The 24,753-nt window shown below is 73.2% G+C and carries 23 protein-coding genes and 1 pseudogene; 9 read left to right on the top strand and 15 right to left on the bottom strand.

Annotation, left to right across the window (positions count from 1 at the left end; all coding sequences use genetic code 11):
* Window positions 1-173 precede the first annotated feature (173 nt).
* Window positions 174-1,085: a DUF2797 domain-containing protein gene (locus tag ABZX65_RS24640; protein WP_355343879.1), complete on the top strand. Its 912-nt coding sequence runs from the start codon at window positions 174-176 to the stop codon at window positions 1,083-1,085.
* Window positions 1,086-1,852: 767 nt separating this feature from the next.
* Here the strand turns inward: ABZX65_RS24640 and ABZX65_RS24635 are convergent.
* Entirely contained in the window at window positions 1,853-3,085 is a 1,233-nt protein-coding gene (locus ABZX65_RS24635; RefSeq protein WP_355343876.1) for an ROK family protein, read from the bottom strand.
* A 17-nt stretch (window positions 3,086-3,102) separates the two neighbouring features.
* Here ABZX65_RS24635 and ABZX65_RS24630 point away from each other — a divergent pair, with 17 nt between their 5' ends.
* From ABZX65_RS24630 to ABZX65_RS24620, 3 genes are all read left to right on the top strand, one after another.
* The gene (locus ABZX65_RS24630; protein WP_355343873.1) at window positions 3,103-4,446 is read left to right on the top strand and encodes an MFS transporter; all 1,344 of its coding nucleotides are present in this window, start codon (window positions 3,103-3,105) and stop codon (window positions 4,444-4,446) included.
* A 157-nt stretch (window positions 4,447-4,603) separates the two neighbouring features.
* Window positions 4,604-5,017: a hypothetical protein gene (locus ABZX65_RS24625; protein ID WP_355343871.1), complete on the top strand. Its 414-nt coding sequence runs from the start codon at window positions 4,604-4,606 to the stop codon at window positions 5,015-5,017.
* A gap of 62 nt (window positions 5,018-5,079) precedes the next feature.
* On the top strand, window positions 5,080-5,862 hold the full coding sequence (locus ABZX65_RS24620) for a maleylpyruvate isomerase family mycothiol-dependent enzyme (protein ID WP_355343868.1): 783 nt from the start codon (window positions 5,080-5,082) through the stop codon (window positions 5,860-5,862).
* Between the two features lie 35 nt (window positions 5,863-5,897).
* Here ABZX65_RS24620 and ABZX65_RS24615 read toward each other — a convergent pair whose 3' ends face one another.
* A complete protein-coding gene (locus tag ABZX65_RS24615) occupies window positions 5,898-6,293 on the bottom strand; it encodes a MarR family transcriptional regulator (RefSeq protein WP_355343865.1) in 396 nt (131 codons plus the stop codon).
* Between the two features lie 87 nt (window positions 6,294-6,380).
* Between ABZX65_RS24615 and ABZX65_RS24610 the strand changes: the two genes are divergently transcribed.
* Together ABZX65_RS24610 and ABZX65_RS24605 are read left to right on the top strand one after the other, a co-directional pair.
* Window positions 6,381-7,958 (top strand): MFS transporter, encoded by a 1,578-nt coding sequence (locus ABZX65_RS24610; RefSeq protein WP_355343862.1) that lies wholly within the window; start codon window positions 6,381-6,383, stop codon window positions 7,956-7,958.
* A gap of 184 nt (window positions 7,959-8,142) precedes the next feature.
* On the top strand, window positions 8,143-8,589 hold the full coding sequence (locus ABZX65_RS24605) for a DUF6332 family protein (RefSeq protein ID WP_355343859.1): 447 nt from the start codon (window positions 8,143-8,145) through the stop codon (window positions 8,587-8,589).
* Here the strand turns inward: ABZX65_RS24605 and ABZX65_RS24600 are convergent.
* The 3 genes from ABZX65_RS24600 to ABZX65_RS24590 are packed head-to-tail and all read right to left on the bottom strand — an operon-like array spanning window position 8,550 to window position 11,462.
* The gene (locus ABZX65_RS24600; protein ID WP_355343856.1) at window positions 8,550-9,215 is read right to left on the bottom strand and encodes a response regulator transcription factor; all 666 of its coding nucleotides are present in this window, start codon (window positions 9,213-9,215) and stop codon (window positions 8,550-8,552) included. The two genes, ABZX65_RS24605 and ABZX65_RS24600, sit on opposite strands and share 40 nt — an antisense overlap.
* The gene (locus ABZX65_RS24595) at window positions 9,212-10,621 is read right to left on the bottom strand and encodes a sensor histidine kinase (protein ID WP_355343853.1); all 1,410 of its coding nucleotides are present in this window, start codon (window positions 10,619-10,621) and stop codon (window positions 9,212-9,214) included. Before ABZX65_RS24595 ends, ABZX65_RS24600 begins: the two co-directional genes overlap by 4 nt.
* Window positions 10,622-10,679: 58 nt before the next feature.
* A complete protein-coding gene (locus tag ABZX65_RS24590; protein WP_355343850.1) occupies window positions 10,680-11,462 on the bottom strand; it encodes a TetR/AcrR family transcriptional regulator in 783 nt (260 codons plus the stop codon).
* Window positions 11,463-11,612: 150 nt separating this feature from the next.
* Here ABZX65_RS24590 and ABZX65_RS24585 point away from each other — a divergent pair, with 150 nt between their 5' ends.
* Window positions 11,613-12,077 carry a nitroreductase family deazaflavin-dependent oxidoreductase gene (locus ABZX65_RS24585; RefSeq protein ID WP_355343847.1) on the top strand — a complete coding sequence of 155 codons (465 nt, stop codon included), beginning with the start codon at window positions 11,613-11,615 and terminating at the stop codon, window positions 12,075-12,077.
* A 46-nt stretch (window positions 12,078-12,123) separates the two neighbouring features.
* On the opposite strand, the gene ABZX65_RS24580 is transcribed toward ABZX65_RS24585, so the two are convergent.
* A complete protein-coding gene (locus tag ABZX65_RS24580) occupies window positions 12,124-13,377 on the bottom strand; it encodes a geranylgeranyl reductase family protein (protein ID WP_355343843.1) in 1,254 nt (417 codons plus the stop codon).
* 159 nt (window positions 13,378-13,536) lie between these two features.
* Between ABZX65_RS24580 and ABZX65_RS24575 the strand changes: the two genes are divergently transcribed.
* Window positions 13,537-14,910, top strand: a complete 1,374-nt coding sequence (locus ABZX65_RS24575) for a dipeptidase (protein ID WP_355343840.1) — start codon at window positions 13,537-13,539, stop codon at window positions 14,908-14,910.
* Between the two features lie 84 nt (window positions 14,911-14,994).
* Here the strand turns inward: ABZX65_RS24575 and ABZX65_RS24570 are convergent, their stop codons facing one another.
* The 4 genes and pseudogenes from ABZX65_RS24570 to ABZX65_RS24555 form a co-directional block, all read right to left on the bottom strand.
* Window positions 14,995-16,029: an NUDIX domain-containing protein gene (locus ABZX65_RS24570; RefSeq protein WP_355343837.1), complete on the bottom strand. Its 1,035-nt coding sequence runs from the start codon at window positions 16,027-16,029 to the stop codon at window positions 14,995-14,997.
* Between the two features lie 305 nt (window positions 16,030-16,334).
* On the bottom strand, window positions 16,335-16,499 hold the full coding sequence (locus ABZX65_RS24565; RefSeq protein ID WP_355344129.1) for a hypothetical protein: 165 nt from the start codon (window positions 16,497-16,499) through the stop codon (window positions 16,335-16,337).
* Between the two features lie 278 nt (window positions 16,500-16,777).
* Window positions 16,778-17,218 (bottom strand): annotated as a pseudogene (locus tag ABZX65_RS24560) (MFS transporter); the annotation flags it as partial.
* 503 nt (window positions 17,219-17,721) lie between these two features.
* Window positions 17,722-18,693 carry an ROK family protein gene (locus ABZX65_RS24555; RefSeq protein WP_355343834.1) on the bottom strand — a complete coding sequence of 324 codons (972 nt, stop codon included), beginning with the start codon at window positions 18,691-18,693 and terminating at the stop codon, window positions 17,722-17,724.
* Window positions 18,694-18,870: 177 nt separating this feature from the next.
* On the opposite strand from ABZX65_RS24555, the gene ABZX65_RS24550 reads away from it, so the two are divergent.
* Window positions 18,871-19,860 carry a LacI family DNA-binding transcriptional regulator gene (locus ABZX65_RS24550; RefSeq protein ID WP_355343831.1) on the top strand — a complete coding sequence of 330 codons (990 nt, stop codon included), beginning with the start codon at window positions 18,871-18,873 and terminating at the stop codon, window positions 19,858-19,860.
* Between the two features lie 91 nt (window positions 19,861-19,951).
* On the opposite strand, the gene ABZX65_RS24545 is transcribed toward ABZX65_RS24550, so the two are convergent.
* From ABZX65_RS24545 to ABZX65_RS24525, 5 genes are all read right to left on the bottom strand, one after another.
* Window positions 19,952-21,244: an aldolase gene (locus ABZX65_RS24545; protein ID WP_355343828.1), complete on the bottom strand. Its 1,293-nt coding sequence runs from the start codon at window positions 21,242-21,244 to the stop codon at window positions 19,952-19,954.
* 144 nt (window positions 21,245-21,388) lie between these two features.
* Window positions 21,389-22,351: an electron transfer flavoprotein subunit alpha/FixB family protein gene (locus ABZX65_RS24540; protein WP_355343825.1), complete on the bottom strand. Its 963-nt coding sequence runs from the start codon at window positions 22,349-22,351 to the stop codon at window positions 21,389-21,391.
* 99 nt (window positions 22,352-22,450) lie between these two features.
* Complete coding sequence (locus ABZX65_RS24535; protein ID WP_355343822.1) at window positions 22,451-23,236, bottom strand: electron transfer flavoprotein subunit beta/FixA family protein; 786 nt, start codon at window positions 23,234-23,236, stop codon at window positions 22,451-22,453.
* 206 nt (window positions 23,237-23,442) lie between these two features.
* The gene (locus tag ABZX65_RS24530; RefSeq protein WP_355343819.1) at window positions 23,443-23,982 is read right to left on the bottom strand and encodes a flavin reductase family protein; all 540 of its coding nucleotides are present in this window, start codon (window positions 23,980-23,982) and stop codon (window positions 23,443-23,445) included.
* A 264-nt stretch (window positions 23,983-24,246) separates the two neighbouring features.
* Window positions 24,247-24,660 (bottom strand): thioredoxin family protein, encoded by a 414-nt coding sequence (locus tag ABZX65_RS24525; RefSeq protein WP_355343816.1) that lies wholly within the window; start codon window positions 24,658-24,660, stop codon window positions 24,247-24,249.
* Window positions 24,661-24,753 lie beyond the last annotated feature (93 nt).

Below are 24,753 nucleotides of genomic sequence, written 5' to 3'. Positions count from 1 at the left end.
TGGATGCCGGGTCGGGAGGCTTCTTCCGACACCACCGAGCCTCGTCCTCCACGGGCCGCCCGTCGTCGTACGGCCAGCGGCACCCGCGCTACCACCCGCGCAGTACGCGGCGGCCCCGGCGCTGCTCCGGTCGAGGGCGGGCGCTGTCGTACCCCTGCCCTAGGGTCGGGGACATGTGGCGCTGCACGGGACTGGGCTGGGGTCAGGGCGGTCCCGAGTGGACGTGGTGGCATCCGGTGCACCGCGGCCGGTCGAGCCCGCTGCGGCTCGGCGGACCGCTGTCCCTGGCCGTCGGCGCGGACGCGGTACGCACCTGCGCGGGGGTGTGGCGCGGCGGCCGGTACGTGACGTGTCCTTACGGCGCGCGGCTGCCTCCCGACGTACGGCGCGACCAGTGCGAGCGGTGCGCCGCGCTGGACCGTTCGTATTCGGTGGCGGCCGACACCAAGGCGGACGATCCGCGGCCGTACGCCGTCTATCTGGCCTGGTTCGGCCCCGGACTGCTCAAGGTGGGCATCACGGCGGCCGAACGCGGCGCGGCCAGGCTGCGGGAGCAGGCCGCCGTCTGCTTCACCTTCCTCGGCGAGGGGCCCCTGATGACGGCCCGCCGTACCGAGACGATCCTGGGCGCGGCCCTCGGCGTCCCCGACCGCGTCTCCGCTCCGGCCAAGCGCGCCGCCCGCTACGCGCTGCCCGACGCGGAGGCCCGCGCGGCCGAACTGCGCGGCCTGCACGCCTCGGTGGCCGGCCTGCTGCCCGACACCTTGCGGGCTCGGCCCTGCGAAGTCGTCGACCACGCCGTCCTGTTCGGCCTCTCACCCGGCCAACTCCCGCCTCCCGCCGCCCGCATCACCGCGCTGCCGCCGGGCAGCACGGTCACCGGGACGGTCAGGGCGGCGGCCGGTTACGACGTCTACGTGCGGGTCTCGGAGCCGGAGGGGGCGGAAGACTCGGGCCGCCTTCTGCTGCTCGACACCCGGCTCGCCCAGGGCTGGCCCCTGCTGCGCGCGCCGCACGGCGCGCCAACGGACGTCCCGACGGCCGTCACCGCGCCGGCCAAGCAAGCCCCGCCGCCGCTCTTCTGAGGGCTCGCCGCTGCGCGGTCTGTCTTGCCCGCCCGCCCGCCCACCCGTGCGGGTGCTTTGTCGTCTGCGGGTGCCGCCTGTGCCTGGTCGGTGCCGGTCCGGGGCACCTCCTCGAAATCCGTACCACCTGGCCTCTGCGAATCCGGCACCCGGCCGTCAACGTATTTCTGCGGGGGCACCCCGCCCCGTCCCCTCCTCGCCCGTCGGCGTCCGCTTGTCCGGTGGGGGTGGCCGAGAGGGGGTGGGTGGGGGCTCGGGCACGTCGGCGTCCGACGGTCCGCTGTGGCTGAGGAAAGTCCCAAAGACCGGCGACGGCGCCCGGCCGTTCCTCCACCGTGGGATCGACGGAGAGCGCCCCCTCAGGGCGGAAGACACCCGGGGCACCCTCACAATCTTGGACACCCACCCCGGCCCCCACAGACAGGCGGACGCCGACGTACCCGAGCCCACCCACCCCCTTTCGCCCACCCCGCCGGGCGGTCGGGGGCGCAGGGCAGAGCCCCTACCCACCCCCCTCGGCCACCCCCACCGGACAGGCGGACGCCGACGTACCGGGAGGGGACGGGCCGGGGTGCCCCCGCAGGGGGACGAACGGACAAGGGCTGGACGTCATCGAAGTGCGGACACGTTCGTCGCCCGAGGAGGTGCCCCGGACCGGCACCGACCCAGGCACAAGCGGCACCCGCAGACGACAAAGCACCCGCAGGGGTGGGCGGGCGGGAAAGACAGACCGCGCAGCGGCGAACCCTCAAACCAACGGGCACCCCTCACCCGCCCAGCAGCGCCAGCGGATCATCCAGCACCGGCTGCCACGCCAACTCCGCCGCCCCGACAAGGCTGTTGTGGTCCAGAGCACAAGCAAGCAGCGGCACACTACCGCTGCGCCCCCAAAGGCTGTGATCGGCGACAACAGCCCGCAAACGCTCCGGATCGGCGTCCAGCAGATAGCGGTGCAGGCCGCCGAGAAGGATGCGATCGGGGTTGAGGACGTTGACGAGTCCGGCCAGACCGCGCCCGAGGCGGTCGATGAGGGTGTGCGCGGCGTCGCGGACGGAAGGGTCGGACGGGTCGTCGTACTCCCTGCGGAGCAGGTCGATGGACTGCTGGAGCAGCGAGCCCTCGGGCCCCGGCGCGCGACCGGCCGCTTCGAGGAAGGCCAGCGGGTCGGCCTCGACGTCGAGACAGCCTCGGCTGCCGCAGTGGCAGGGGCGTCCGTCGGGCAGCACGGTGAGGTGGCCGACCTCCAGGGCGAGCCCTGAACTGCCGGTGTGCAGACGGCCGTCGAGGACCAGGGCGCCGCCGACACCGCGGTGTCCCGAGGCGACGACGAGCAGGTGCTGGGCGTCGCGTCCCGCGCCGTGCCGGTGTTCGGCGAGCGCGGCGACGTTGACGTCGTTGCCGATGAAGGAGGGGACGGGGTCGCCGTCGGGTCCCGTGATGCCGACGCGGGCGATCTGGCTCGCGAACACCTGCCGTACGGGGGCGCCCGCGGGCCACGCGAGGTGCAGCGGGTTGAGTGCGGTGCCCTCGGGCTCCGCGACGGCGGACGGTACGGCGAGGCCCGCGCCGACGCAGACCCGTCCCGACGCGCTCAGCAGCTCCGCTCCGGCCTCCACGACCGCGGCGAGCACATGCGCGGGGTCGGCGTGCACGGTCATGGAGCCGGGCGCGGTGGCGACGATCTCGCCGCCGAGTCCGACCAGCGCGGCCCGGAATCCGTCGGCGTGCACCTGGGCGGCGAGCGCGACCGGTCCGCCGGGGGCCACGTCGAGCCGGTGCGAGGGACGGCCCTGGGCGCCGGAGGGGCCGGTGGGCCGGGTGTCGACCCGGATCAGTCCCAGCGCCTCCAGCTCCGCGGCCACCGCCCCGGCCGTGGCGCGGGTCACTCCGAGCTCCGCGGTGAGCAGGGCGCGGGTCGCCGCGCGGCCGGTGTGCACGAGGGAGAGTGCCGGGCCGAGCGCGCCCCGACCCCTCTCAAGCCTTGTCCGAATCTGTGTCACCCCTCTATTCTGACTTTGTGCCGACGCTAAACAAAATAGGGACGGCCCTCGGCCGATCCCACCACACTCCCCCACCCTCTCCTGCCCTACGCCGCCTGCGCGTCGCCCTGACCGTCTTCTTCGCCGTCGACGGCTTCCTCTTCGCCGGGTGGGTCGTCCGCATTCCCGCGATCAAGGCCCAGACCGGCGCGACCGCCGGTCAGTTGGGCCTCGCGCTGCTCGGTGTCTCCGTCGGCGCCATCGCCACGATGGTGCTCACCGGACGGCTCTGCCGCCGCTTCGGCAGCCGCCGGGTGACGGTGCTGACCGGCATCCTCCTCTCCCTGAGCATCGCCCTGCCCCCGAGGACGCACTCGGCACTCGCCCTCGGCCTCGTCCTGCTGCTGTTCGGGGTGGCCTACGGCGGCATGAACGTGGCGATCAACAGCGTCGCCGTCGACCTGGTCGCGGCGATGCGCCGCCCGGTCATGTCCAGCTTCCACGCGGCGTACAGCATGGGCGGGCTGCTCGGCGCGGGGCTCGGCGGCCTGCTGGCACCGCACCTGTCGGCCGCCACGCACCTGCTGCTGCTCACCCCGATCGGCCTGCTGACGGTCTTCCTCGCCGGACGCGTCCTGCTGGCGCACCCGCTGCGCCAGCCGTCGGCGGTCGCGGCACGCCAGACGGCCGGACCCGTACAGGCCCGTACGGAACCGCCGCTCGCGGACGGCCCGGCCCGTACGGTCGCGGCACCTGCCGACGCGGTCACCGCGACGGCGGACCCTGTGCACGCGCCCGCCGCGAAGACCGCGCCCGGCAAGCCCGCCAGGACGGGGCTGATCGTCCTCCTCTTCGGGCTGATCGCGGCGTGTTCCGCGTACGGCGAGGGCGCGCTCGCCGAGTGGGGGCCGCTGCACATCGAGCAGGATCTGCACGGCGGGTCGAGCATCGCGGCGGCCGGTTACGCGGCGGTCGCGGGCGCGATGATGCTCGGCCGCCTTTCCGGTACCGCGCTGATCGAACGTCTGGGACAGACACGGGCGTTGGTGCTGGGCGGCCTCACCGCCTCCGCGGGGATGCTGATCGGCGCGCTGGCGCCGTCGACCCCGGTCGTGGTGGCCGGTTTCGCCGTCACCGGGCTCGGCCTGGCCAACCTCTTCCCCACCGCCATGGCCAGGGCGGGCGAACTGACCGGCCCGGGCGGCGTCGCGGCGGCCTCCACCCTCGGCTACGGCGGCATGCTGCTCGGCCCGCCCTCGATCGGTTTCCTCACCGACGCCGTCGGCCTGCCCACCGCGCTGACCACCGTCTCCGCCCTGGCCGCGGTCGCGGCGGCCATCGCCTACGGCGTACGGAACAGCGCCGCGCGTGCCGAGAAGTGACCGACGGAACAGGCGCTCACCGGCACGTATCACGGCATGCTGGTCCCCGGCCGCGAGATCCACTGCCGGAAGCGTAGGGCCCGGAGACCGGGCGGGGCGAAGGCGTCGGAGCCTCACGGGCCGGAACCGTACGGGTTCGGAACCGCAAGGAGGAGCGATGCGCATACCGTCCTGGCTGACCACCGCCACCGGCCCGCTGCACCGGGAACGGATCTCCCGCGGCTATCTGTACGTCGTCGGCGCCGCGCTGGCGCTGATGCTGCTGGACACGGCGGTCTTCTCGCACCGCAACGCCTCGCTCACCGCCGTCCTGCTGGTGCTGCTGACCCTGCCGTGGACGCCGCTGATCTGGGCGCTCTTCGCCGCGGTCGGCGGCATGGACACGCGTGGCACCGCCTTCGGCTGGTCCGGCTGGACGCTGACCGTCGTGGCCGCGCTGGTCTCCGCGGCGCTCAACGCCGTACTGCTCGGCTACGCGGCCCGGTACGCCCGCCGCCGCGCCGACACCAGGGGCGAGCGCTCCGCCGACGGCTCGACGGCCGCGGAGACGGGCGCCCGGCCCACCCGCTGAGCGGGCCGCCGGCCCCGTTTACTCCCTCGCCCGCACGGTGACCGTCCTGCGAGAATCCGCGCATGGAGAGCGATCAGCGGACGGGGAAGCGGACGGGGAGCATGGAGACAGCCGAGTTCATCGACACGCTGCGCGACGAGGGCACGCTGCTCGCCGACGCGGCGGGCGGCGCCGGTCTCGACGCGCCCGTGCCGCCGTGCCCCGGCTGGCGGGTGCGCGACCTGCTGGCGCACACCGGCGCGGTGCACCGCTGGGCCACCGGGTACGTCGCCGAAGGCCGCATGGAGCGCGAGCCGTTGGACCCGGCGGTGCCCGACGACCCGGAGCTGGTGGACTGGTACCGGGGTACGCATCGGCGGCTGACGGAAGCGCTGGTCACCGCCCCGGCCGATCTGACGTGCTGGTTCTTCCTGGCGGCACCCTCGCCGCTGGCCTTCTGGGCGCGGCGCCAGGCCCATGAGACGACTATCCACCGGATCGACGCGGAGGCGGCGCTCGGCCGCGACCCGTCCCCGGTGGCCACCGGCTTCGCGGCGGACGGCGTGGACGAGCTGCTGACCGGCTTCCAGGCCAGGCGGCGGGCCAGGCTCCGCACCGACCGGCCGCGCACGCTGCGGGTCCGGGCGGCCGACGTGCCGGGCGGCGCCCGCGAGTGGCTGCTGCGGCTCTCGCCCGAGGCCCCGACCGCGGAGCGCGACGCGCCCGGTGAGGCGGACTGCACCGTCACCGGCTCGGCGGCCGACCTCTATCTGGCGCTGTGGAACCGCGGGCCGTACGAGCGGCTGTCGGTGACGGGTGACGACGCACTGGTGGAGCTGTGGCGTCGGACGGCGAAGATCACCTGACGAACGGACCGGGGCCCGCGGATTGACGAACGGGGTCAGCTCTGGACGAGCATCCGTTCCAGCACGGCGCGGTGGCAGGGGCGGGCCTGTTCGTAACGGGCGCGACCGGTCTCGGTGAGGCCGACGCGTACGCCCCGGCGGTCCTCACTACAGATGCCGCGGTCGACGAGACCGTCCTTCTCCAGCCTGGCGACGAGCCGGGACAGCGCGCTCTGGCTGAGGTGGACGCGGTCGGCCAGCTCCTGGACGCGGAAGGTGCAGCCGCCGTCCTGGGGGTCGCCGGAGGCGAGCAGGTCCAGCACCTCGAAGTCGCTGGCGCCGAGCCCGTACTGGTGCAGCGCACGGTCGAGTTCACATGCCGTGCGCGCGTGAACGGCAAGGATCTGCCGCCACTCGTCCACGAGCGCCCGCTCACCCTTGTCGCCGGTCATGTCTGCACGGTAGCAGAAAGCGAACCCTTCATGCACGGACATTAAATGCGCTTGCATTGAATGCGTGCGCATGTAAGTCTCGCCTCCATGACCTCTCCGTCTCCTACCGTCCCCCGCACCGAGGAGCGATGGAGTGCCCTGCAGTGGGGCACGCTCCTGGTGCTCTGCGCGGCGCTCTTCCTCGACGCACTCGATGTGTCGATGGTCGGCGTGGCGCTGCCTTCGATCGCCCACGACCTCGACCTCTCCACGTCCTCGCTCCAGTGGGTCGTCAGCGGTTACATCCTCGGCTACGGCGGCCTGCTGCTGCTCGGCGGCCGCGCGGCCGACCTGCTCGGCAGGCGCCGCGTCTTCCTCATCGCGCTCGGCGTCTTCGCCGTCGCCTCACTGCTCGGCGGCCTGGTCGACTCAGGTGAACTGCTGATCGCGACCCGCTTCATCAAGGGCCTCAGCGCCGCGTTCACCGCGCCCGCCGGACTGTCGATCATCACCACGACCTTCGCCGAGGGCCCGGTCCGCAACCGCGCCCTCACCATCTACTCGAGCTGCGGCGCCACCGGCTTCTCCATGGGTCTGGTGCTCTCCGGCTTCCTCACCGAGGCGGGCTGGCGCTGGACGATGCTGCTGCCCGCGCCGGTCGCGCTGATCGCCCTCGCCGCCGGTCTGAAGCTCATCCCGAAGAGCCCGCGCGAGAGCGGCAAGGGCCGCGGATACGACCTGCCGGGCGCCGTCACCGGCACGGCCTCGATGCTGTTGCTGGTGTTCACCGTGGTCTCGGCGTCCGAGGCGGGCTGGGCCTCGGCCCGCACGCTGGTCTCCTTCGCCGCCGTCGCCGTCCTGCTGGCGTCCTTCGTCGCCATCGAACACCGCTCCTCGTCCCCGCTGATCCGGCTCGGCGTCCTGCGCTCGTCCAGCCAGATCAGGGCCAACCTCGGCGGCGCCACCTTCTTCGGCTCGTACGTCGCCTTCCAGTTCCTCGTCACGCAGTACATGCAGAACGTGCTGGGCTGGAGCGCCCTGCACGCCGCGCTCGCCTTCCTGCCCGCGGGCTCACTGGTGGCGGTCCTGTCCACCCGGATGGGCCCGATCGTGGACCGGTTCGGCACGCCACGGGTGATCGCCGTCGGCTTCACCTCGCTGGTCATCGGCTACATCCTCTTCCTCCGGATCAATCTGGACCCGAACTACGCGGCGGCCATCCTGCCGTCGATGCTGCTGCTCGGCGCCGCCTTCGCGCTGGCCTTCCCCTCCCTCAACATCCAGGCCACCAACGGCGTCAAGGACCATGAGCAGGGCATGGTCTCCGGGCTGCTCAACACCTCCTTCCAGGTCGGCGGCGCCATCTTCCTCGCCGTGGTCACCGCGGTGGTCACCGCAGCCGGCGGCGATCACCCGGCGAACAAGCAGGCCATTCTCGACAGTTACCGGCCCGGCCTGTGGGTCGTCACCGGCATCGGTCTCGTGGGCCTGCTGCTGACCCTGTCCGGGCTGTTCACCCGCAGGAAGGCGTCCTACGGCATCCTGGTCGCGTCCTCGGCCGACTTCGAGAACGGGGGCGCGGGACGGACCGGCGCCGCCGGTTCCGCGGCTGCCACGGGGTCTGCCGGTTCCGCGGGCTCCGCCGAGGCGGCCGACGAATCGGAACAGGTCGCCGTGCGCGACTGATCACCCGGTCGGCCGACCGCTCGGCCGACTGTCCGATTCCCATCCCGCGTCCCTTCCGGCGTCCTCCGACTCCCTTGGTGATCCGGGCACTTGACGACCGGCCCCGCGCGAAAAGGCATCGCGCGGGGCCGGTCGTGCCATGGCAGACTTGGCCGCATCGCGATTGCGACGGGAGGGGCGGGGGATGCGCGGAAGCCGTACGCAAGCGGAACGCGACGCCATCACAGTCGAAATGGTCTTCGCCATGGTGTCGGGCGCCGTGCTGGCGGCGGTCGGATTTCTGGCGGTGGTGAGCCCGGTCATGGCGGACGAGGCCCACGGCACGGCCCGCGAAGGGTGGTTCACCGCCGCGGTGATCGTCGCCGCGGCCGCCTTCTGCGGGCGCGTCGCCCTGACGCTCCGCCGCTTCGAGCAGCGGGGGCACGCGCTGCACGAGCGGATTCCGTTACCCGGGGCACCGGTCGGCGCGGACGCGGGCGCCGAGAGGGGCGCGGGCGCCGAGTCGGGCACCGGAACCGGTCCTGATACGGGGGCGCAGTGGGGTACGGAGGCCGGCCGTTCGCCTTCGGGTGGTGGGTCGGTGACGTCGGGTCAGCCCAGCCAGCCGGGCCGGACGAGCCCGGACTCGTAGGCCATCACGACCAGTTGGGCCCGGTCGCGCGCCCCGAGTTTCACCATCGCGCGGCTGACATGCGTCTTGGCGGTGAGCGGGCTCACGACGAGGCGGCGTGCGATCTCGTCGTTGGACAGCCCGATGCCGACCAGCGCCATCACTTCCCTTTCCCGCTCGGTGAGTTGGTCCAGGCCGACCGCCTGCGCGGGCTCCTTGGAACGAGCGGCGAATTCGGCGATCAGCCGTCGGGTCACACCGGGCGACAGCAGCGCGTCGCCCTCCACCACCGCCCTTACCGCGCGTAGCAGTTCGTCCGGCTCGGTGTCCTTCACCAGGAAGCCGGAGGCTCCGGCGCGGATCGCCTCGAAGACGTATTCGTCGAGTTCGAAGGTGGTGAGGATGACCACCTTGACCTCGGACAACGCCGGGTCGTCGGTGATCCGGCGGGTGGCGGCGAGACCGTCCGTCAGCGGCATGCGGATGTCCATCAGCACGGCGTCGGGGGTCATGTCGCGGACCAGCCGCAGCGCCTCCTCGCCGTCGGCCGCCTCCCCCACCACCTCGATGTCGCTCTGCGCGTCCAGCAGCGCGCGGAATCCGGCGCGTACCAGCACCTGGTCGTCGGCCAGCAGCACGCGGATCACGAACGCTCCTCGGTGGCCTCGGCGGCCTTGGTGAACTCGGTCGCCTCAGCGGCTCCGTCGGCGGGGGTGGGCCGGTCGGCGCGGTCCTGCGGCGGCGGCTCGACCGTGCCCGATCGTACGGCGCGTGGCGTCGGCGGGGCGGCCGGTGGGGTCGGGCCCTCGGGGCGGTCGGCCGGGGCGGAGGGTCCGGGCGTCGGGCCGATTGGGGCCTCGGTGCCGCCGGCCGGTACGCCCGGCGCGACGATCGGCAGCAGCGCGCGGATCCGGAAGCCGCCGTCGGGGCGCGGGCCCGCCTCCAGCGTGCCGCCCAGCGCGACGCTCCGCTCGCGCATGCCGACCAGGCCGTTGCCCCCGCCGCTCTCGCCGCCCGCGACGGCGGGTCCGTCGTCGTCGACCGTCACTTCCACGCTGCCGGACCGGTAGCCGAGGCGGATACGGGCGGCGCGGGAGCCGGAGTGCCGCACGATGTTCGTCAGCGCCTCCTGCACGATACGGAAGGCGGCGAGGTCGACGCCGGGCGGCAGCGGGGCCGGTGCGCCGTCGACGGTGACCTCGGCCTTCAGGCCCGCGGAGCCCGCCTGTTCGACCAGTTCGGGGAGCCGGTCGAGGCCCGGTGCGGGCGAGCGCGGTGCCTCGCCGGGGGCGCGGAGCGTACTGAGCACCTGCCGTACCTCGCCCAGCGCTTCCTTGCTGGCGGCCTTGATGGTGACCAGCGCCGTCCGCGCCTGCTCCGGCCGCTGGTCCATCAACGCGAGGGCCACGCCCGCCTGCACATTGATCACCGAGATGCTGTGCGCGAGCACGTCGTGCAGTTCGCGGGCGATCCGCATGCGCTCCTCGTCGGCCTTGCGGTGCTCGGCCTCGGCCCGCTCACGGCGGTCCCTGGCGATCTGCTCGCGCCGTACCCGGTACAGCTCGGCGGCGGCCAGCACCGCGAGCAGCCAGGCACCGGCCGCAGAGGTCGCCGTCCAGGACGCGCGGCTGTCGCCGGAGGGCGGCAGGTAGCGGTAGAGCCACTGGCCGATCAGCGTGTGTCCGGCGAGGAACACCAGGGCGATGGCCGGCACGGCCCTTCTGTGGCCCGCGGCGACGGCGCTGAAGAAGGCGACGACGAGGCTGGCGAAGACCGGGCCGTAGGGATAGCCGAGCGTGATGTAGAGCAGCGTCGCGCCGCAGGTCGCGGCGGCCACGACGACCGGCGCGCGGCGGCGGAGGAGCAGGAGTGCCGGGCCCGCGAGCAGCAGCAGGTAGCCGAGCCAGTCCAGGTCGACCCGGCCGGTCTGGTGGCCCGACGCCACGCGGGTGCCGACGACCTGGACGAAGGCCAGCGCGAGTGCGGGGATCCAGACGGGCCGCGCGAACGGGATTCCGTGGCGCGGCGGCCCTGTCGGCTCCTCGTGGCTCATGCGTTCCACGCTAGACCGCGGTCCGGGAGGCGGCGTCCGCTGTACGGGGGCACCGCGACTACTTCGCGGGGAGTACGCCGTCCGTCGCCGACGCGTCCGCGGGTATGTCGTCAGGGGTGTCCGCCGAGGCGCTCGCGGCGGCGCCGAGGCCGACTTGGCGGGCCAGTCCCGCGGCTGCCAGTTCGAGGAATTCACGGCGGGCCTCGACCACCCGGTTGAACTGCCCGAAGACCTCGAAGCTGATCAGCCCGAAGAGCTGCGCCCAGGCGGCGACGAGCGCGGCGACCGTCCGCACCGGCAGATCGGGGGCCAGTTCCGCGGCGAGCCGGGCGGCGTCGGCGCGGACGGGGGCGGCGAGCGGATTGCCGGGCGGCTGCGTGAGCAGGCCGTCGCGGTGGGCGTCGCGGACGACGGAGAACAGGGCCAGGGCGGCGCGGGAGGCGGGGCCGATGGTGTCGAGCGGCGCGGTGTAGCCGGGTACGGGTGAGCCGTAGATCAGCGCGTACTCGTGCGGATGGGCGACGGCCCACTCGCCGGCGGCGCGGCAGATCGCGACCCATCGGTCGGCCGGTGCCGCGCCCTGCTCCACCGCGCTCGCCAGGGCGTCCTCCGCCGCCGCGCCGATCGCGTCGTAGGCGTCGATGATGAGAGCGGTGAGCAGATCGTCCCTGCTCGGGAAGTAGCGGTAGAGGGCGGATGAGACCATGCCCAGTTCGCGTGCGACCGCGCGCAGCGAGAGCCGCGCCGCTCCCTCGGCGGCGAGCTGGCGTCTGGCCTCTTCCTTGATGGCCGCGGTGACTTCGATCCTCGCCCGTTCCCTGGCTCCTCTGATCACGCTCATGGCAGCCAGTGTGCCATCTCCAAGAGCATCAGCCAAGAAAGAGAGCAGTGCTCTTGCTTTTTCTCACGAGGCGCTGGCACACTGTTCTCAAGCGAGAGCACCGCTCACAACAGCGGTCACGACAGCAGTCGAGAAATCGGAGAGATCGCCATGTCTGAGCAGGTCGCACACGTCAAGAAGCCCGGCTGGTTCACCGTCAACGTCCTCAATCGCACGGTCGGCTGGCTGACCCGGCGCGGTTTGAGCGTCTGGGGTTCGCGGGTGCTGGCCGTCCGGGGCCGCAAGAGCGGTGAGTGGCGGCAGACCCCGGTGAATCTGCTGACCTTCGAGGACCGGCGGTATCTGGTGGCCCCGCGCGGCCACGTCCAGTGGACCTACAACATGCGGGTGGCCGGCGGCGGCGAACTGCACCTCGGCAAGAAGGTCGAGGAGTTCACCGCCACCGAGGTGGCCGACGACGACAAGCCCGCCATCCTGCGCGCCTACCTCAAGCGCTGGAAGGCCGAGGTCGGAGCCTTCTTCGACGGCGTGGGCCCGGATTCGACCGACGAGGAGCTGCGCGCGATAGCGCCCAACCACCCGATCTTCCAGGTCCACGCCACCGACGGGAAGTGAGGCGCGGGAGTACGGCACAGGGCCCGGAGCCGGGCCGGGGCCGACGTCAGGCCCGGTCGACGGCCTCCAGTGCCTTACGGGCGAGCGGGTGGGTGCGGACGAGTTCGGCGAGCGAGCTCTTTCCGCGGGTGATGCCCGCGAAGGCGCGCCAGGCGGGCGGGAATGTGGTGAGCACGGCGTGCAGCATTCCGGGGCGACGTTCGAAGAGGGTCAGCATGCGGCGGCCGACCCCCATCTCGACGCCGAGCCCGGCCTTCACCGCGAAGGTGTAGTTGAGGGCCTGGCGCCTGGCGTCCACCGCGTCGTGGGACTCGGCGATGCGCACGGCCCACTCCCCCGCCAGACGGCCGGAGCGCAGCGCGTAGGAGATGCCCTCGCGCGTCCAGGGTTCGAGCAGGCCCGCGGCGTCGCCGCAGACCAGGACGCGGCCCCGGGAGAGCGGGGAGTCGTCGGCGCGGCAGCGGGTGAGGTGGCCGGAGGAGACGCTGGGTTCGAACCCGGCCAGACCGAGGCGGGCGATGAAGTCGTCCAGGTAGCGCTTGGTGGCGCTGCCGTCGCCGCGGGCGGAGATCACGCCCACGGTGAGGGAGTCGCCCTTGGGGAAGACCCAGCCGTAACTGCCGGGCAGCGGGCCCCAGTCGATCAGCACCCGTCCCGCCCAGTCCTCCGCGACGGACGTGGGGACCGGGATCTCCGCCTCCAGGCCGAGGTCGACCTGGTCGAGCTTGACGCCGACATGAGCGCCTATCCGGCTCGCACTGCCGTCGGCGCCGACGACGGCGCGGGCGTAGACGGTCTCCTCGACGCCCTTGCCCGCCGGGCCGCCGCTGCCGTTGAGCACGACGGCGACGGTGCGACGGTCGGGGACACCGGGACCGTGCTGCTCCACACGGGAGACGGTCACTCCGGTGCGCAGCTCGGCGCCCGCCTCGCAGGCGGCCTCCACGAGGGCGTTGTCGAATTCGGGCCGGTTGATCAGCCCGAAGAGCATCTGCCGGGAGCGCTTGGTGCGCGTCAGCTTGCCGTTGAGGCTGAAGGTGACCGCGTGCACCCGGTCGCGCAGGGGTAGTTCGAATCCCGGCGGCAGGGCGTCCCGTGAGGACCCGATGATGCCGCCGCCGCAGGTCTTGTACCTCGGCAGTTCGGACTTCTCCAAGAGGAGGACCCGACGGCCCGTCACGGCCGCGGCGTGGGCCGCGGTGGCCCCCGCGGGGCCCGCGCCGATCACCACGACGTCCCAGACCGCGAGCGCCTCGCCGTCGTTCGCGCCGCTGTCCTGCGCCGCCTGCTCACCGCTCACGTCTGTTTCGCTCCCGCTCGGCCTGTCCGGCTGTGTTGCCCCTGTTCAGCCGCATCCTATTGCGCCCGTCCGGAACATCTCGCTGTGGCACCATCGGCAGCGACCCCGTTGTGTGCACCAACGACCGATGTTGCCACCTGATTCCTGCTAGGAGCACCTATGTCCAGCACCCCGCTCGCCGATACCGTCGCCGCCCTGCTTCCCCGTGCCCGGACGGAGCTGGCGGAGCTGGTGTCGTACGCGTCGGTGGCCGATGAACGACAGTTCCCGAAGAGCGAGTGCGAGAAGGCGGCCGTCTGGGTGGCCGACGCGCTGCGGGCGGAGGGCTTCCAGGAGGTGGCCCTGCTGGACACCCCCGACGGCACGCAGTCGGTGTACGGCTGGCTGCCGGGGCCCGAGGGCGCGCCGACGGTGCTGCTGTACGCGCACTACGACGTGCAGCCGCCGCTGGACGAATCGGCGTGGCTGTCCCCGCCCTTCGAGCTGACCGAGCGGGACGGCCGCTGGTACGGGCGTGGCGCGGCCGACTGCAAGGGCGGCGTGCTGATGCACCTCACGGCGCTGCGGGCGCTGCGCGAGCACGGCGGCGCTCCGGTGAACATCAAGGTGATCGTGGAGGGTTCCGAGGAGCAGGGCACCGGCGGTCTTGAGCGCTACGCCGAGGAGCACCCGGAGCTGCTGGCCGCCGACGCGATCGTGATCGGCGACGCGGGCAACTTCCGGGTGGGGCTGCCCACGGTGACCTCGACGCTGCGCGGCATGGTGCTGGCGGAGGTCCGCGTCTCGACGCTCGAAGGCAACCTGCACTCGGGGCAGTTCGGCGGGGCGGCGCCGGACGCGCTCGGGGCGCTGATCCAGATCCTGGCGTCGCTGCGGGACGCGGACGGTTCGACCACGATCGACGGTCTCGACGCCTCGGGCGAGTGGCCGGGGCTGCGCTACCCGGAGGAGGACTTCCGGCGCGACGCCAAGGTGCTGGACGGTGTGGAGCTGGTCGGCAAGGGCAGTGTCGCGGACCGGATCTGGGCGCGTCCCTCGGTGACGGTGCTGGGCATCGACGCGCCGCCGGTCGTCGGCGCGACCCCGTCCGTACAGGCCACCGCGGGCGCGCTGGTGAGCGTCCGGGTCCCGCCGGGCACCGCGGCCGAGCAGGCGGCCGAGGCGCTGACCGCGCATCTGCGGGCGGCGGCTCCGTGGGGCGCGAAGGTGGAGGTGACGCAGCGCGGCAGCGGTCAGCCGTTCCGCGCGGACACCGGGAGCCCGGCGTACACGGCGATGGCGGACGCGATGCGGGAGGCGTACGGGGAGGAGTTGGCGGTGGCCGGGCAGGGCGGTTCGATCCCGCTGTGCAACACCCTGGCGACCCTGTATCCGCGAGCCGAGATCCTGCTGATCGGCCTCAGCGAGCCGGAGGCGCAGATCCACGCGGTCAACGAGAGCGTGTCGCCGCGGGAGCTGGAGCGGTTGTCGCTGGCGGAGGCGCTGTTCCTGGGCCACTACGCGGCCTCCAAGTCCGCGGGCGGCGCGGCCTGACCGAACCGCGGGACCCGGCCGCCGTCACCGCCGTCCACGCCGGGTGGGCGGCGGCGGGGGCAGCGGCGGCCGGGCGGGGCGGGGTCATTCGGCCGGGTGACCGGCCTCCAGGTTGAGCGGGCGGCCCTGTTCGCGGGCGCGCAGCGCCCAGCGCAGCCGGTCGAGGCGGGCCGGTGGGAGCAGTCCCGCGGCCTCGTCCTCGGTGACGAAGCGCCAGCCGCGCAGTTCGGCGCCGGGCAGCAGCAGGCGGCCGATGTCCGCTTCCGCGACCCGGCCGCCGTCGAAGATCAGGCGGAGCCCGCCGTAGCCGGGCGGGCGTGGCGGTTCCCAGTCGACCACGAGGAGTTCGAGGCCGCGGGCGAGTTCGAGCCCCAGTTCCTCGGCGACCTCGCGGTGTCCGGCGCGCGCGGGCGACTCGCCGCGTTCGACGACGCCGCCGGGGAACTCCCAGCCGGGTTTGTAGGTCGGGTCGACCAGCAGGACGCGGTCGGCGTCGTCGAAGAGCAGGACGCCGGACGCCACGGTCTCCGCGGTCGGTTCGGGGGTCTGAACGATCCCGCAGGCCCCGGCGCCGCGCCCGACGGCCTCGGTGACCCGCAGCGCGGTCTGACGGGGGGTCAGGCCCGCGGTGGACAGGATGTGCGCATCCAGGGCGAGCCACGGCAGGGCGTTCTCGTAGTCGGCGATGCGGTCCAGCGCCCAGCGGCGGGCCCGGTCGTTCGTTCCGGTGCGGTCGGGGTGGTCGTCCCTGGTGGCGATGCGTTCACGCAGGATCGTTTCTCCTGGTTCCAGCAGCACGTGCCGGACCTCGATGCCACGGGACGCGAGGCCACCGAAGATCTCGTCGCGGTAGTCCTGCCGCAGCAGGGTCATCGGGGCCACCAGAACGCCGCCCACCTCATTGAGGAGAGCGGCGGCGGTCTCGACCACCAATCGCCGCCATATGGCCAGGTCCTGATAGTCGGTCACTTCTTGGAGCCGTTTTTCCGGCAGCAGTTGGCGCAGACAGCCGCCGAGTACCTCGGGGTCGTACAGGGTGCTTTCCGGTATCAGCTCCAGCATCTCCAGTGCGGCGCTGGTCTTCCCCGCGCCGAACGCCCCGTTCACCCAGATGATCACGGTGCCCCCTTTTCCGTAGACCCCTACGAATTGCCCGGATCATCGTGGGCGGCAAACGCGCCGTGGCCCGCGGCGGCGCGTACCGGCCGCAGCGGTCGGCGCGGGGAGGCCAGCGTGACGGACACCGGACCGTCGCGGTGCGGGCCGTCGGAGCGCGGCCCGGGCCGCGTCGCCGCCTCCGCGGGCACCACCCTGTGCTCACCGCGGACCGGGCGGCGCCCGCCGCGTCGAGCCGGGCACCGCACGCGATGCGGTGGAAGGCGCGGGTCGCTCCCGCCTCCCGGTCCTCGGAAACGCCCCGCCCCTCAACGGGACTCCGCCACGGCGGCGGCACGGGCGGGCCTCGGCGCGGCACCCGGTTTGCCGCGCAGCGGGTCCTCCTCGGCGAACAGCGCGGCCAGGAAGGCAGCGGCGCAGACGGCCGCGGCGACCATGAAGATCTGATGCGTCCCCGTCGCGCCGGAACGCAAGTACGCGTCCCGCGCCGCCCGCGCCCGGCCGACGCCCCTCGGTGGCCCGGGTGAACAGCGAGCCGAAGACGGCCACGCCGAGCGAGCCGCCGCCCGTACGGAAGAGCGTGGTGCCGGCGGACGCGACGCCCATGTCCCGCATCCCGACGCTGTTCTGGGCGATCGTCGTGGGCATCCGCATCAGCAGGCCGAGCCCCGCACCGGCCGGAGCTGGTGGCCGACGCGCCCTGGACGCTCTGCCGGTACAGCGGCGGATGGAGCGTGGCACCGAACATCGCGGCGCCCACCGCGAAGATCATCATCGACGAGAGCCGGACGTTGCGGGTGTCGAACACCCGCAACGGCAGGACGGGTTCGGCCGCGCGACGCTGCGAGGCGACAAAGGCGGCCAGACCCAGCGCGGCGGCGACGGCCAGCGGGCCGATCCGCCAGGAGGCCCAGGCGTAACGGTTGCCCGCCCAGGTCCCGGCGAGCACAACCGAGGAGAGGGCGAAGGTCATGAGGACGATGCCGAGCCAGTCGGTCCCGGCCTTGCCGCGGGAGGCGGGTAGCGGGTCGCGGGTCGCGGGCAGCCGCAGCATCACCTGGCACCACACCAGCGCGAGCAGGCCGAGCGGCAGATTGACGGAGAAGGCCCAGCGCCCGCCGAGGTGGCCGGTGACGAAACCGCCGAGCAACGGGCCGCCGATGGTGCCGAGCACCATGACCGAGGCGGTCATGCCCTGATAGCGGCCCCGCTCGCCGCGGCGGCACCAGCGCGCCGACCAGCGAGAAGGCGCCCACGGCGAGACCGCCCGCGCCGAGCCCCTGGAAGGCCCTCAAGGCGATCAGCGCCGTCATCGGCTGCGCGGCACCGGAGTGCGCGCCCCCTGACGAGACACGGCACGCGGTGGCGTCCACGACGCGAAGCACACCGCGCGGAGGCCAAGGTCTCGGGGCCCACCCCCAGATGCCCTCACCTCGCGGAAGAGAGCGCACCGAGATCTCGGCGCGCACGGTGCGCCGCCGTCACCAATCGCCAGAGGGCACACCAGGTCTTTTGAGGGGCGCGGGGAACTGCGCGCCCAGCCAGCGCGCAGCCGCGGACCGCAGCCGGCCCCCGCGAGGCGGTCACCTCTTCGGATTGTCGGGCCACCGGGCCGACAAGAGCCGAGCACGCCGCGGGCCCCCGCCCCCACAGGAACCGCCCTCGCGGACGCGGACCCGGCGGCGAGCCGCCCCGTCAGATCGTCGTCGTAAAGGCGTCCAACCGCAGCGCCTGCGCCGCAGCCGCCGCCGCCCCGACCAACCCGGCATCCGTCCCGAGCTTGGCGGGCACGACATCGACCCCGGCCGCGAAGGAGAGCGTGGCGTACCGCGCGAGGTGCTCCCGGAGAGGATCGAAGAGAATCGGCCCGGCCCCCGCGACACCCCCGCCGATGACGGCGACATGGATCTCGACGAGCGTCGCGGTGGCCGCGATCCCGGCCGCGAGCGCCTGCGCGGCCCGGTCGAAGGAGGCCAGCGCCACGGCGTCCCCGCCGCGCGCGGCCTCGGCGACGGCCGCCGCCGTGGGCGCGGCACCGGCGGGCGGCACCCAGCCCCCGTCCAGCGCGCGGCGCGCGATGTTCGGCCCGCTGGCGATCCGCTCGACGCAGCCGCGCGACCCGCACGGGCAGAGATCACCGTCGAGGTCGACGCTAATGTGACCGATGTGCCCGGCATTGCCGGTGGGCCCGGGAAGGAGGGCGCCGCCGAGGACCAGACCGCCGCCGACCCCGGTGGAGACGACCATGCACAGCGCGTTGTCGTAACCGCGGGCGGCTCCCTGCCAGTGCTCGGCCGCGGTCATGGCGACGCCGTCGCCGGTGAGGACGACGGGCAGGCCGCCGACCGCGTCGGACACCCGCGCGACGAGCGGGAATTCGCGCCAGCCTGGCACGTTGACCGGGCTGACGGTGCCGTGCGCGGCGTCGACGGGACCCGCGCTGCCGATGCCGACGGCGACGACGCGGGGCCACACGGCGGTGGCCCGCAGCTCGGCGATCACGTCGGTGACCGCCCGCACCACCGTCTCGCCGTCCTCCCCCGCGGGCGTCGCCCGCAGCGCCCGCGCCAGCAGTCGCCCCTCCGCGTCGATGAGCGCCCCGGCGATCTTCGTACCGCCGATGTCGATTGCGGCCACGAGTGGACCGGTAGCGCCTTGGGGGTGCATCGCTCGGGGATCTCCTCTTTCCTGACGTTCCTGACGAATATCCTGGCGAATCGCCCGGGGTTCCGCGGAAACGGCACCAGAGATAGTCTCGCCTAACTCTGACAACGTTGTCCAACTCTTCCCGCAGGGAATACTACGATCGTGACCCACAGTTCTGGACGAGTTCCCCGGCCCACCATGAAAGATGTCGCCGCCCGAGCGGGCGTCGGCCTCAAGACGGTGTCGCGGGTGGTGAACGAGGAGCCCGGCGTCACCCCGGACACGGTCGCCCGCGTCCAGGCGGCGATCGACGCGCTCGGCTTCCGGCGCAACGACAGCGCGCGACTGCTGCGCACCCGCCGCACCGCCAGCGTCGGCTTGGTGCTCGAAGACCTCGCCGACCCGTTCTACGCCCCGCTCAGCAGGGCGGTCGAGGACGTGGCGCGGGCCAACGGCGCGCTGCTGTTCACCGGGTCGAGCGCCGAGGACCCGCGGCGTGAGCAGGAGTTGGTGCTGGCGTTCTGCGCCCGCCGGGTGGACGGGCTGATCGTGGTGCCCGCGGGTGACGACCACCGGTATCTGGTCCCGGAGATCGAGGCCGGGGTGGCCACGGTCTTCGTCGACCGTCCCGCGGGCCGGATCGACGCGGACATGGTGCTGACCGACAACGCGGGCGGCACCCGTGACGGTGTCGCGCATCTGATCGCGCACGGACACCGCAGGATCGGCTTCATCGGTGACCAGCCGGGCATTCACACCGCCGCCGAGCGACTGCGCGGCTACCGCGAGGCGATGGCCGACGCGGGGCTGACCATCAGGCCCGAGTGGTACTCGATGGGCCCGACCAACCCCGAGCGGGTCCGCGCCGTCCTGGCGTCCCTGCTGTCCGGTCCCGAGCCGGTGACCGCGCTGTTCGCGGGCAACAACCGCGTCACCGTCACCGCGGTGCGCGTGCTGTCCCACCACCCGCGCCCGGTCGCCCTGGTCGGCTTCGACGACTTCGAACTCGCCGATCTGCTCGACCCGCCGGTCAGCGTCGTGGCCCAGGACTCGCCGGGGCTCGGACGCAGCGCGGCGCAGTTGCTCTTCCGCCGCCTGGAGGGCGGCGCGGACGCCGCCCCCGCCCGGCTGGAGCTCCCCGCCCGCCTGATCGCCCGCGGCTCCGGCGAGATCCCCCCGTCCGACTGAGCACCCGCCGGGCCCGTAACGGCATCGGTCCTTGTCCGGCGGGCATGCGCCCGCCGCGTCAGGGGGCGTCCGCGATCCGCGGGACAGGCCCCTAACGGCCCGCCAGCGTGTCCAGCTCCCCTCGGCCGAGCCCGGTGCGCTCGGTGACCTCCTCGGCGTCGATGGCGCCGCAGTCGAGGCCGCGCAGCAGGTAGCCGCTGAGAGCGCGGGCCGTGGCGGGCTCGTCCATGACGTCGCCGCCCGCCTTGGCGACGTAGGCGGCGAGGCGGGCGGCGGAGGCGTCCAGGCCCTCGCGGTAGAAGGCGTAGACGGCGGCGTAGCGGGTCGGCAGGTGGGCGGGGTGCATGTCCCAGCCCTGGTAGTACGCGCGGGCCAGTGAGCGGCGGACCAGGCCGTAGTGCAGGCGCCAGGCGTCGTGCACCTGCGCGGCCGGGCCGACGGGGAGCACGTTGGTGGAGCCGTCGGACAGCCGGACGCCGGTGCCCGCCGCGGCGACCTGCATGACCGCCTTGGCGTAGTCGGCGGCCGGGTGGTCCATCGACTGGTGGGCGGCGCTGACCCCGCACGCGGCGCTGTAGTCGAAGGTGCCGTAGTGCAGACCGGTGGCGCGGCCCTTGGCGGCGTCGATCAGCCGCGGCACGGTCGCCGTGCCGTCGGGGCCGAGGATGGACTGGGTGGTCTCGATCTGGATCTCGAAGCCGATCCGCCCCCGCGGCAGCCCGGCCGCCCGCTCGAACTCCTCGCACAGCCGCGCCATCGCCGCGACCTGCGCGGGGAAGGTCACCTTGGGCAGTGTCAGCAGCAGCCCGTCGGGCAGACCGCCCCCGTCCAGCAGGGCGGTCAGGAAGAGGTCGAGCGTACGGATGCCCCGGTCGCGGACCGCCGCCTCCATGCACTTCATCCGGATGCCGACGTACGGCGGCGCGCTGCCGTCCGCGACGGCGGCCGTCACGGTGCGGGCGGCGGCCACGGCCGCCGCGTCCTCCTCGGTGTCGGGGCGCGGCCCGTAGCCGTCCTCGAAGTCGATCCGCAGGTCCTCGACGGGCTCGCGCTCCAGCTTGGCCCGCACCCGGTCGTGGACCTCGGCGGCCAGCCCGGTGGACGGCCCCGCGGGAAGGCCGAGTACGGCGGCGAGCGCGGCGGCGTCCGGGGCGTGGGCGTCGAGTGCGGCCAGCGCCTGGTCGCCCCAGTCGCGTACGGTCCGGGGGCCGAAGGCGTCGGCGGGTACGTAGACGGTGTGCACGGGCTGCCGGGTGCCGGGGTCGCCGGGGTAACGGCGGGCCAGTACGGCGTCGGTGCCGGCCAGACCGGCGCCGATGTCCGCCCGTACCGCGTCCGCCAGTGTCGTACCGGCCGCCGCCGCGCCCGCTGAGCCCTGCGCCATGTGCCACCCTCCCGGAAATTCAACAAATCGTTGAAGTGAAGCTAGCCGTGCCGTAGGCCGAGGTCAACACCCCACCAGCGGGGCGCCGGACGGACGACGGCCCCCGCACGCGGCTGGCGTGCGGGGGCCGTCGGGAGGGGTCGGTCAGCCCTTGCGGGCCTTGATCTCCTCGGTGAGCTGGGGGACGACCTGGAAGAGGTCGCCGACGACGCCGTAGTCGACGAGGTCGAAGATCGGCGCCTCCGCGTCCTTGTTCACCGCGACGATCGTCTTGGACGTCTGCATGCCCGCGCGGTGCTGGATCGCGCCCGAGATGCCGTTGGCGATGTAGAGCTGCGGCGACACCGACTTGCCGGTCTGGCCGACCTGGTTGGTGTGCGGGTACCAGCCCGCGTCCACCGCCGCGCGCGACGCGCCCACGGCCGCGCCCAGGGAGTCCGCCAGCGCCTCGATGACCGAGAAGTTCTCGGCGCCGTTGACACCGCGACCGCCGGAGACCACGATCGCGGCCTCGGTCAGCTCAGGACGCCCGGTCGACTCCCGCGGGGTCCGCGAGACGACCTTGGTGCCGGTGGCCAGTTCACCGAAGGCCACCTCCAGCGCCTCGACCGTCCCGGCCGCCGAAGCCGCCTCGACCGGCGCGGAGTTCGGCTTCACCGTGATGACGGGGACGCCCGTGCTGACCCGGGAGCGGGTCGTGAAGGCGGCGGCGAACGCCGACTGCGTGGCCACCGGGCCGTCGGCGCCGGCCTCCACGTCGATCGCGTCGGTGATCAGGCCCGAGCCCAGGCGCAGCGCGAGCCGCGCGGCGATCTCCTTGCCCTCGGCGGAGGACGGCACCAGGACCGCGACCGGGCTCACCGCCTTGGCGGCGGCCTCCAGCGCGTCGACCTTCGGTACGACGAGGTAGTCGGCGAACTCCGGCGCGTCGGCGGCCAGTACCCGCACGGCGCCGTGCTCGCCCAGCACGGAGGCGGCGGCGTCGGCGCCGGGGCCGAGGTGGACCGCGACCGGCTCACCGATCCGGCGGGCCAGCGTCAGCAGTTCGAGAGTCGGCTTGCGGACGGCACCGTCCACGTGGTCGACATAGACGAGGACTTCACCCATGGAAATGCACTCCTACGAAAAAGTTTGACGGGGCGGATACGGACCGGAACGGCCGGAAGCGGGCCCGGGACAGCGTCCGGGAGGGCGCCCGGCATCCGGTCAGATGAACTTCTGGCTCGCCAGGTACTCCGCGAGCTGCTTGCCGCCCTCGCCCTCGTCCTTCACGATCGTGCCCGCCGTCCGCGCCGGACGCTGCGTGGCGTCCTCGACGGCCGTCCACGCTCCGGCCAGGCCCACCTCGGCCGCGTCCAGACCCAGATCCGACAGGTCCAGGGCCTCCACCGGCTTCTTCTTCGCCGCCATGATCCCCTTGAACGAGGGGTAACGGGCCTCGCCCGACTGGTCGGTCACCGAGACCAGCGCCGGAAGCGACGCCTCCAGCCGCTCGCTGGCCGCGTCGCCGTCGCGGCGGCCGGTCACCTTGCCGTCCTCGACCGACACCTCGGACAGGAACGTCACCTGCGGCACGCCCAGCCGCTCGGCCAGCAGCGCGGGCACCACGCCCGCGGTGCCGTCGGTCGAGGCCATGCCGGTCACGACGAGGTCGAAGCCCGCGCGCTCGATGGCCTTGGCGAGCACCAGCGACGTGCCGAGGATGTCCGTGCCGTGCAGGCCGTCGTCCTCGACGTGGATCGCCTTGTCCGCGCCCATCGACAGCGCCTTGCGCAACGCGTCCTTCGCGTCCTCGGGACCCACGGTCAGCACCGTGATCTCCGCGTCGTCCGCCGCGTCGGCGATCTGCAGCGCCTGCTCGACCGCGTACTCGTCCAGCTCGGAGAGCAGGCCGTCCACCGCGTCGCGGTCAGTGGTCAGGTCCTCGGCGAAGTGACGGTCGCCCGTGGCATCGGGCACGTACTTCACTGCGACTACGATCCTCAAACTCACGCCAGCTCTCCTACCTACTGCATCGTTGCAACGTCTTCGTCCAACTGCCCCGGAATCCGCCCCGGAATGGCAGCATAGGCGTCCGCGGCGGCGGCTCCCCGCCGGGACGCAGCAACTGCCTCGACAGAAATATTACTCGCCAGTACACAGAGCTGGTTCCCCGTTAGCAAGGACCTTGAACTGTGATGTGGCCGACGCCGCAGCCGTCAGTGGCCGAGTGAGTTGAAGCCGCCCTGGTGGTAGAGGAGCGGGCGGCCGGGACCCTGGGGGTCGCCGGCGACGGCCTGGGCGATGACGATCCGGTGGTCGCCCGCCGGGATGCGCGCCACGACGCGGCACACCAGCCAGGCCGGTACCTCGTCGAGCAGCGGCACGCCGTGCGGGCCGGACGCCCAGGCGGTGGCGGGGCCGAAGCGGTCGGCGCCACTGCGGGCGAACGTGCCGGCCAGCACTTCCTGGTGCTCGCCGAGTATGTGGACGCCGACGAACGACGCCTCGGCGACGGTCGGCCAGCTCGACGACCCCAGGCTGATGCCGAAGGAGAGCAGCGGCGGCTCGGCGGACACCGAGGTCAGGGAGGTGGCGGTGAAGCCGACGGGGTCGGGGCCCGCGGCGGTGATCACGGCGACTCCGGCCGCGTGGCGGCGGAAGACCGAACGGAAGACGGCGGGGTCGAGAGCGGGGCCGGGCGCGGGGTCGAAGGCCGAGGAGTCAAAGGCGGCGGGGTGATCGCTGATGGCAGTCACGGTCAGATCCTTCTGAAGCGGTCGAGCGGCGGAGTGCGGGTCGTGGGCGCTCAGCAGCTCGGACAACGCGCGCTGGAGTGCCGACCGAAGTCGACATCGGCGCGCGCGTACAGATACGCGTACAGAAAGTGGTCGTGCGACATAACGTCAGAGTGACGATTCGGACGGGGTCACGTCAAGACCCGCCCGGAATATGGAATTTCCGTCACACCGCGCTCCCTCGGAGGCTGACGGCCCCTCAGATCGGCCGGCCCGCCCGGCTCGTCAGACAGCCGCGCCCAGCGCGGCGATCACGTCCGCCTTGCGCGGCTGACCGGCGGCCCTGCGCACGATCGCGCCGTCCGCGTCGAGGACGAACACGGTCGGGGTCTTGAGGACGCTCAGCCGCCTGACCAGCTCCAGGTGCGCCTCGGCGTCGATCTCGACGTGCCGGACGCCGTCCACCATGCCCGCCACCTCGTCGAGCACGCGCCGGGTGGCCCGGCAGGGCGCGCAGAAGGCGCTGGAGAACTGCACCAGGGTGGCGCGCTCCCCCAGCGGCCCGCCGAGGTCAGCGGCCGTCAGCCGCTCGTCGCCGTCCTTCGTCCGCACCCGGATTCTCCCGTCCCTGCGCCGGTGCACCAGCCCGTAGGCGCTCACGGCCAGCAGTACGGCCAGGCAGACCACAAGTCCCGTCAACGCCGTGCTCCTCGTCCGCTCACACATCTCGTACGTCTCATACGCCTGGTCATACGTCCGGTCACACACACCGTCGTACGTCCGGTCACACAC

The sequence above is a fragment of the Streptomyces sp. NPDC003300 genome (assembly GCF_040610915.1).
Lineage (GTDB): Bacteria > Actinomycetota > Actinomycetes > Streptomycetales > Streptomycetaceae > Actinacidiphila.
This window is presented reverse-complemented; position numbering and strand designations above follow the sequence as displayed.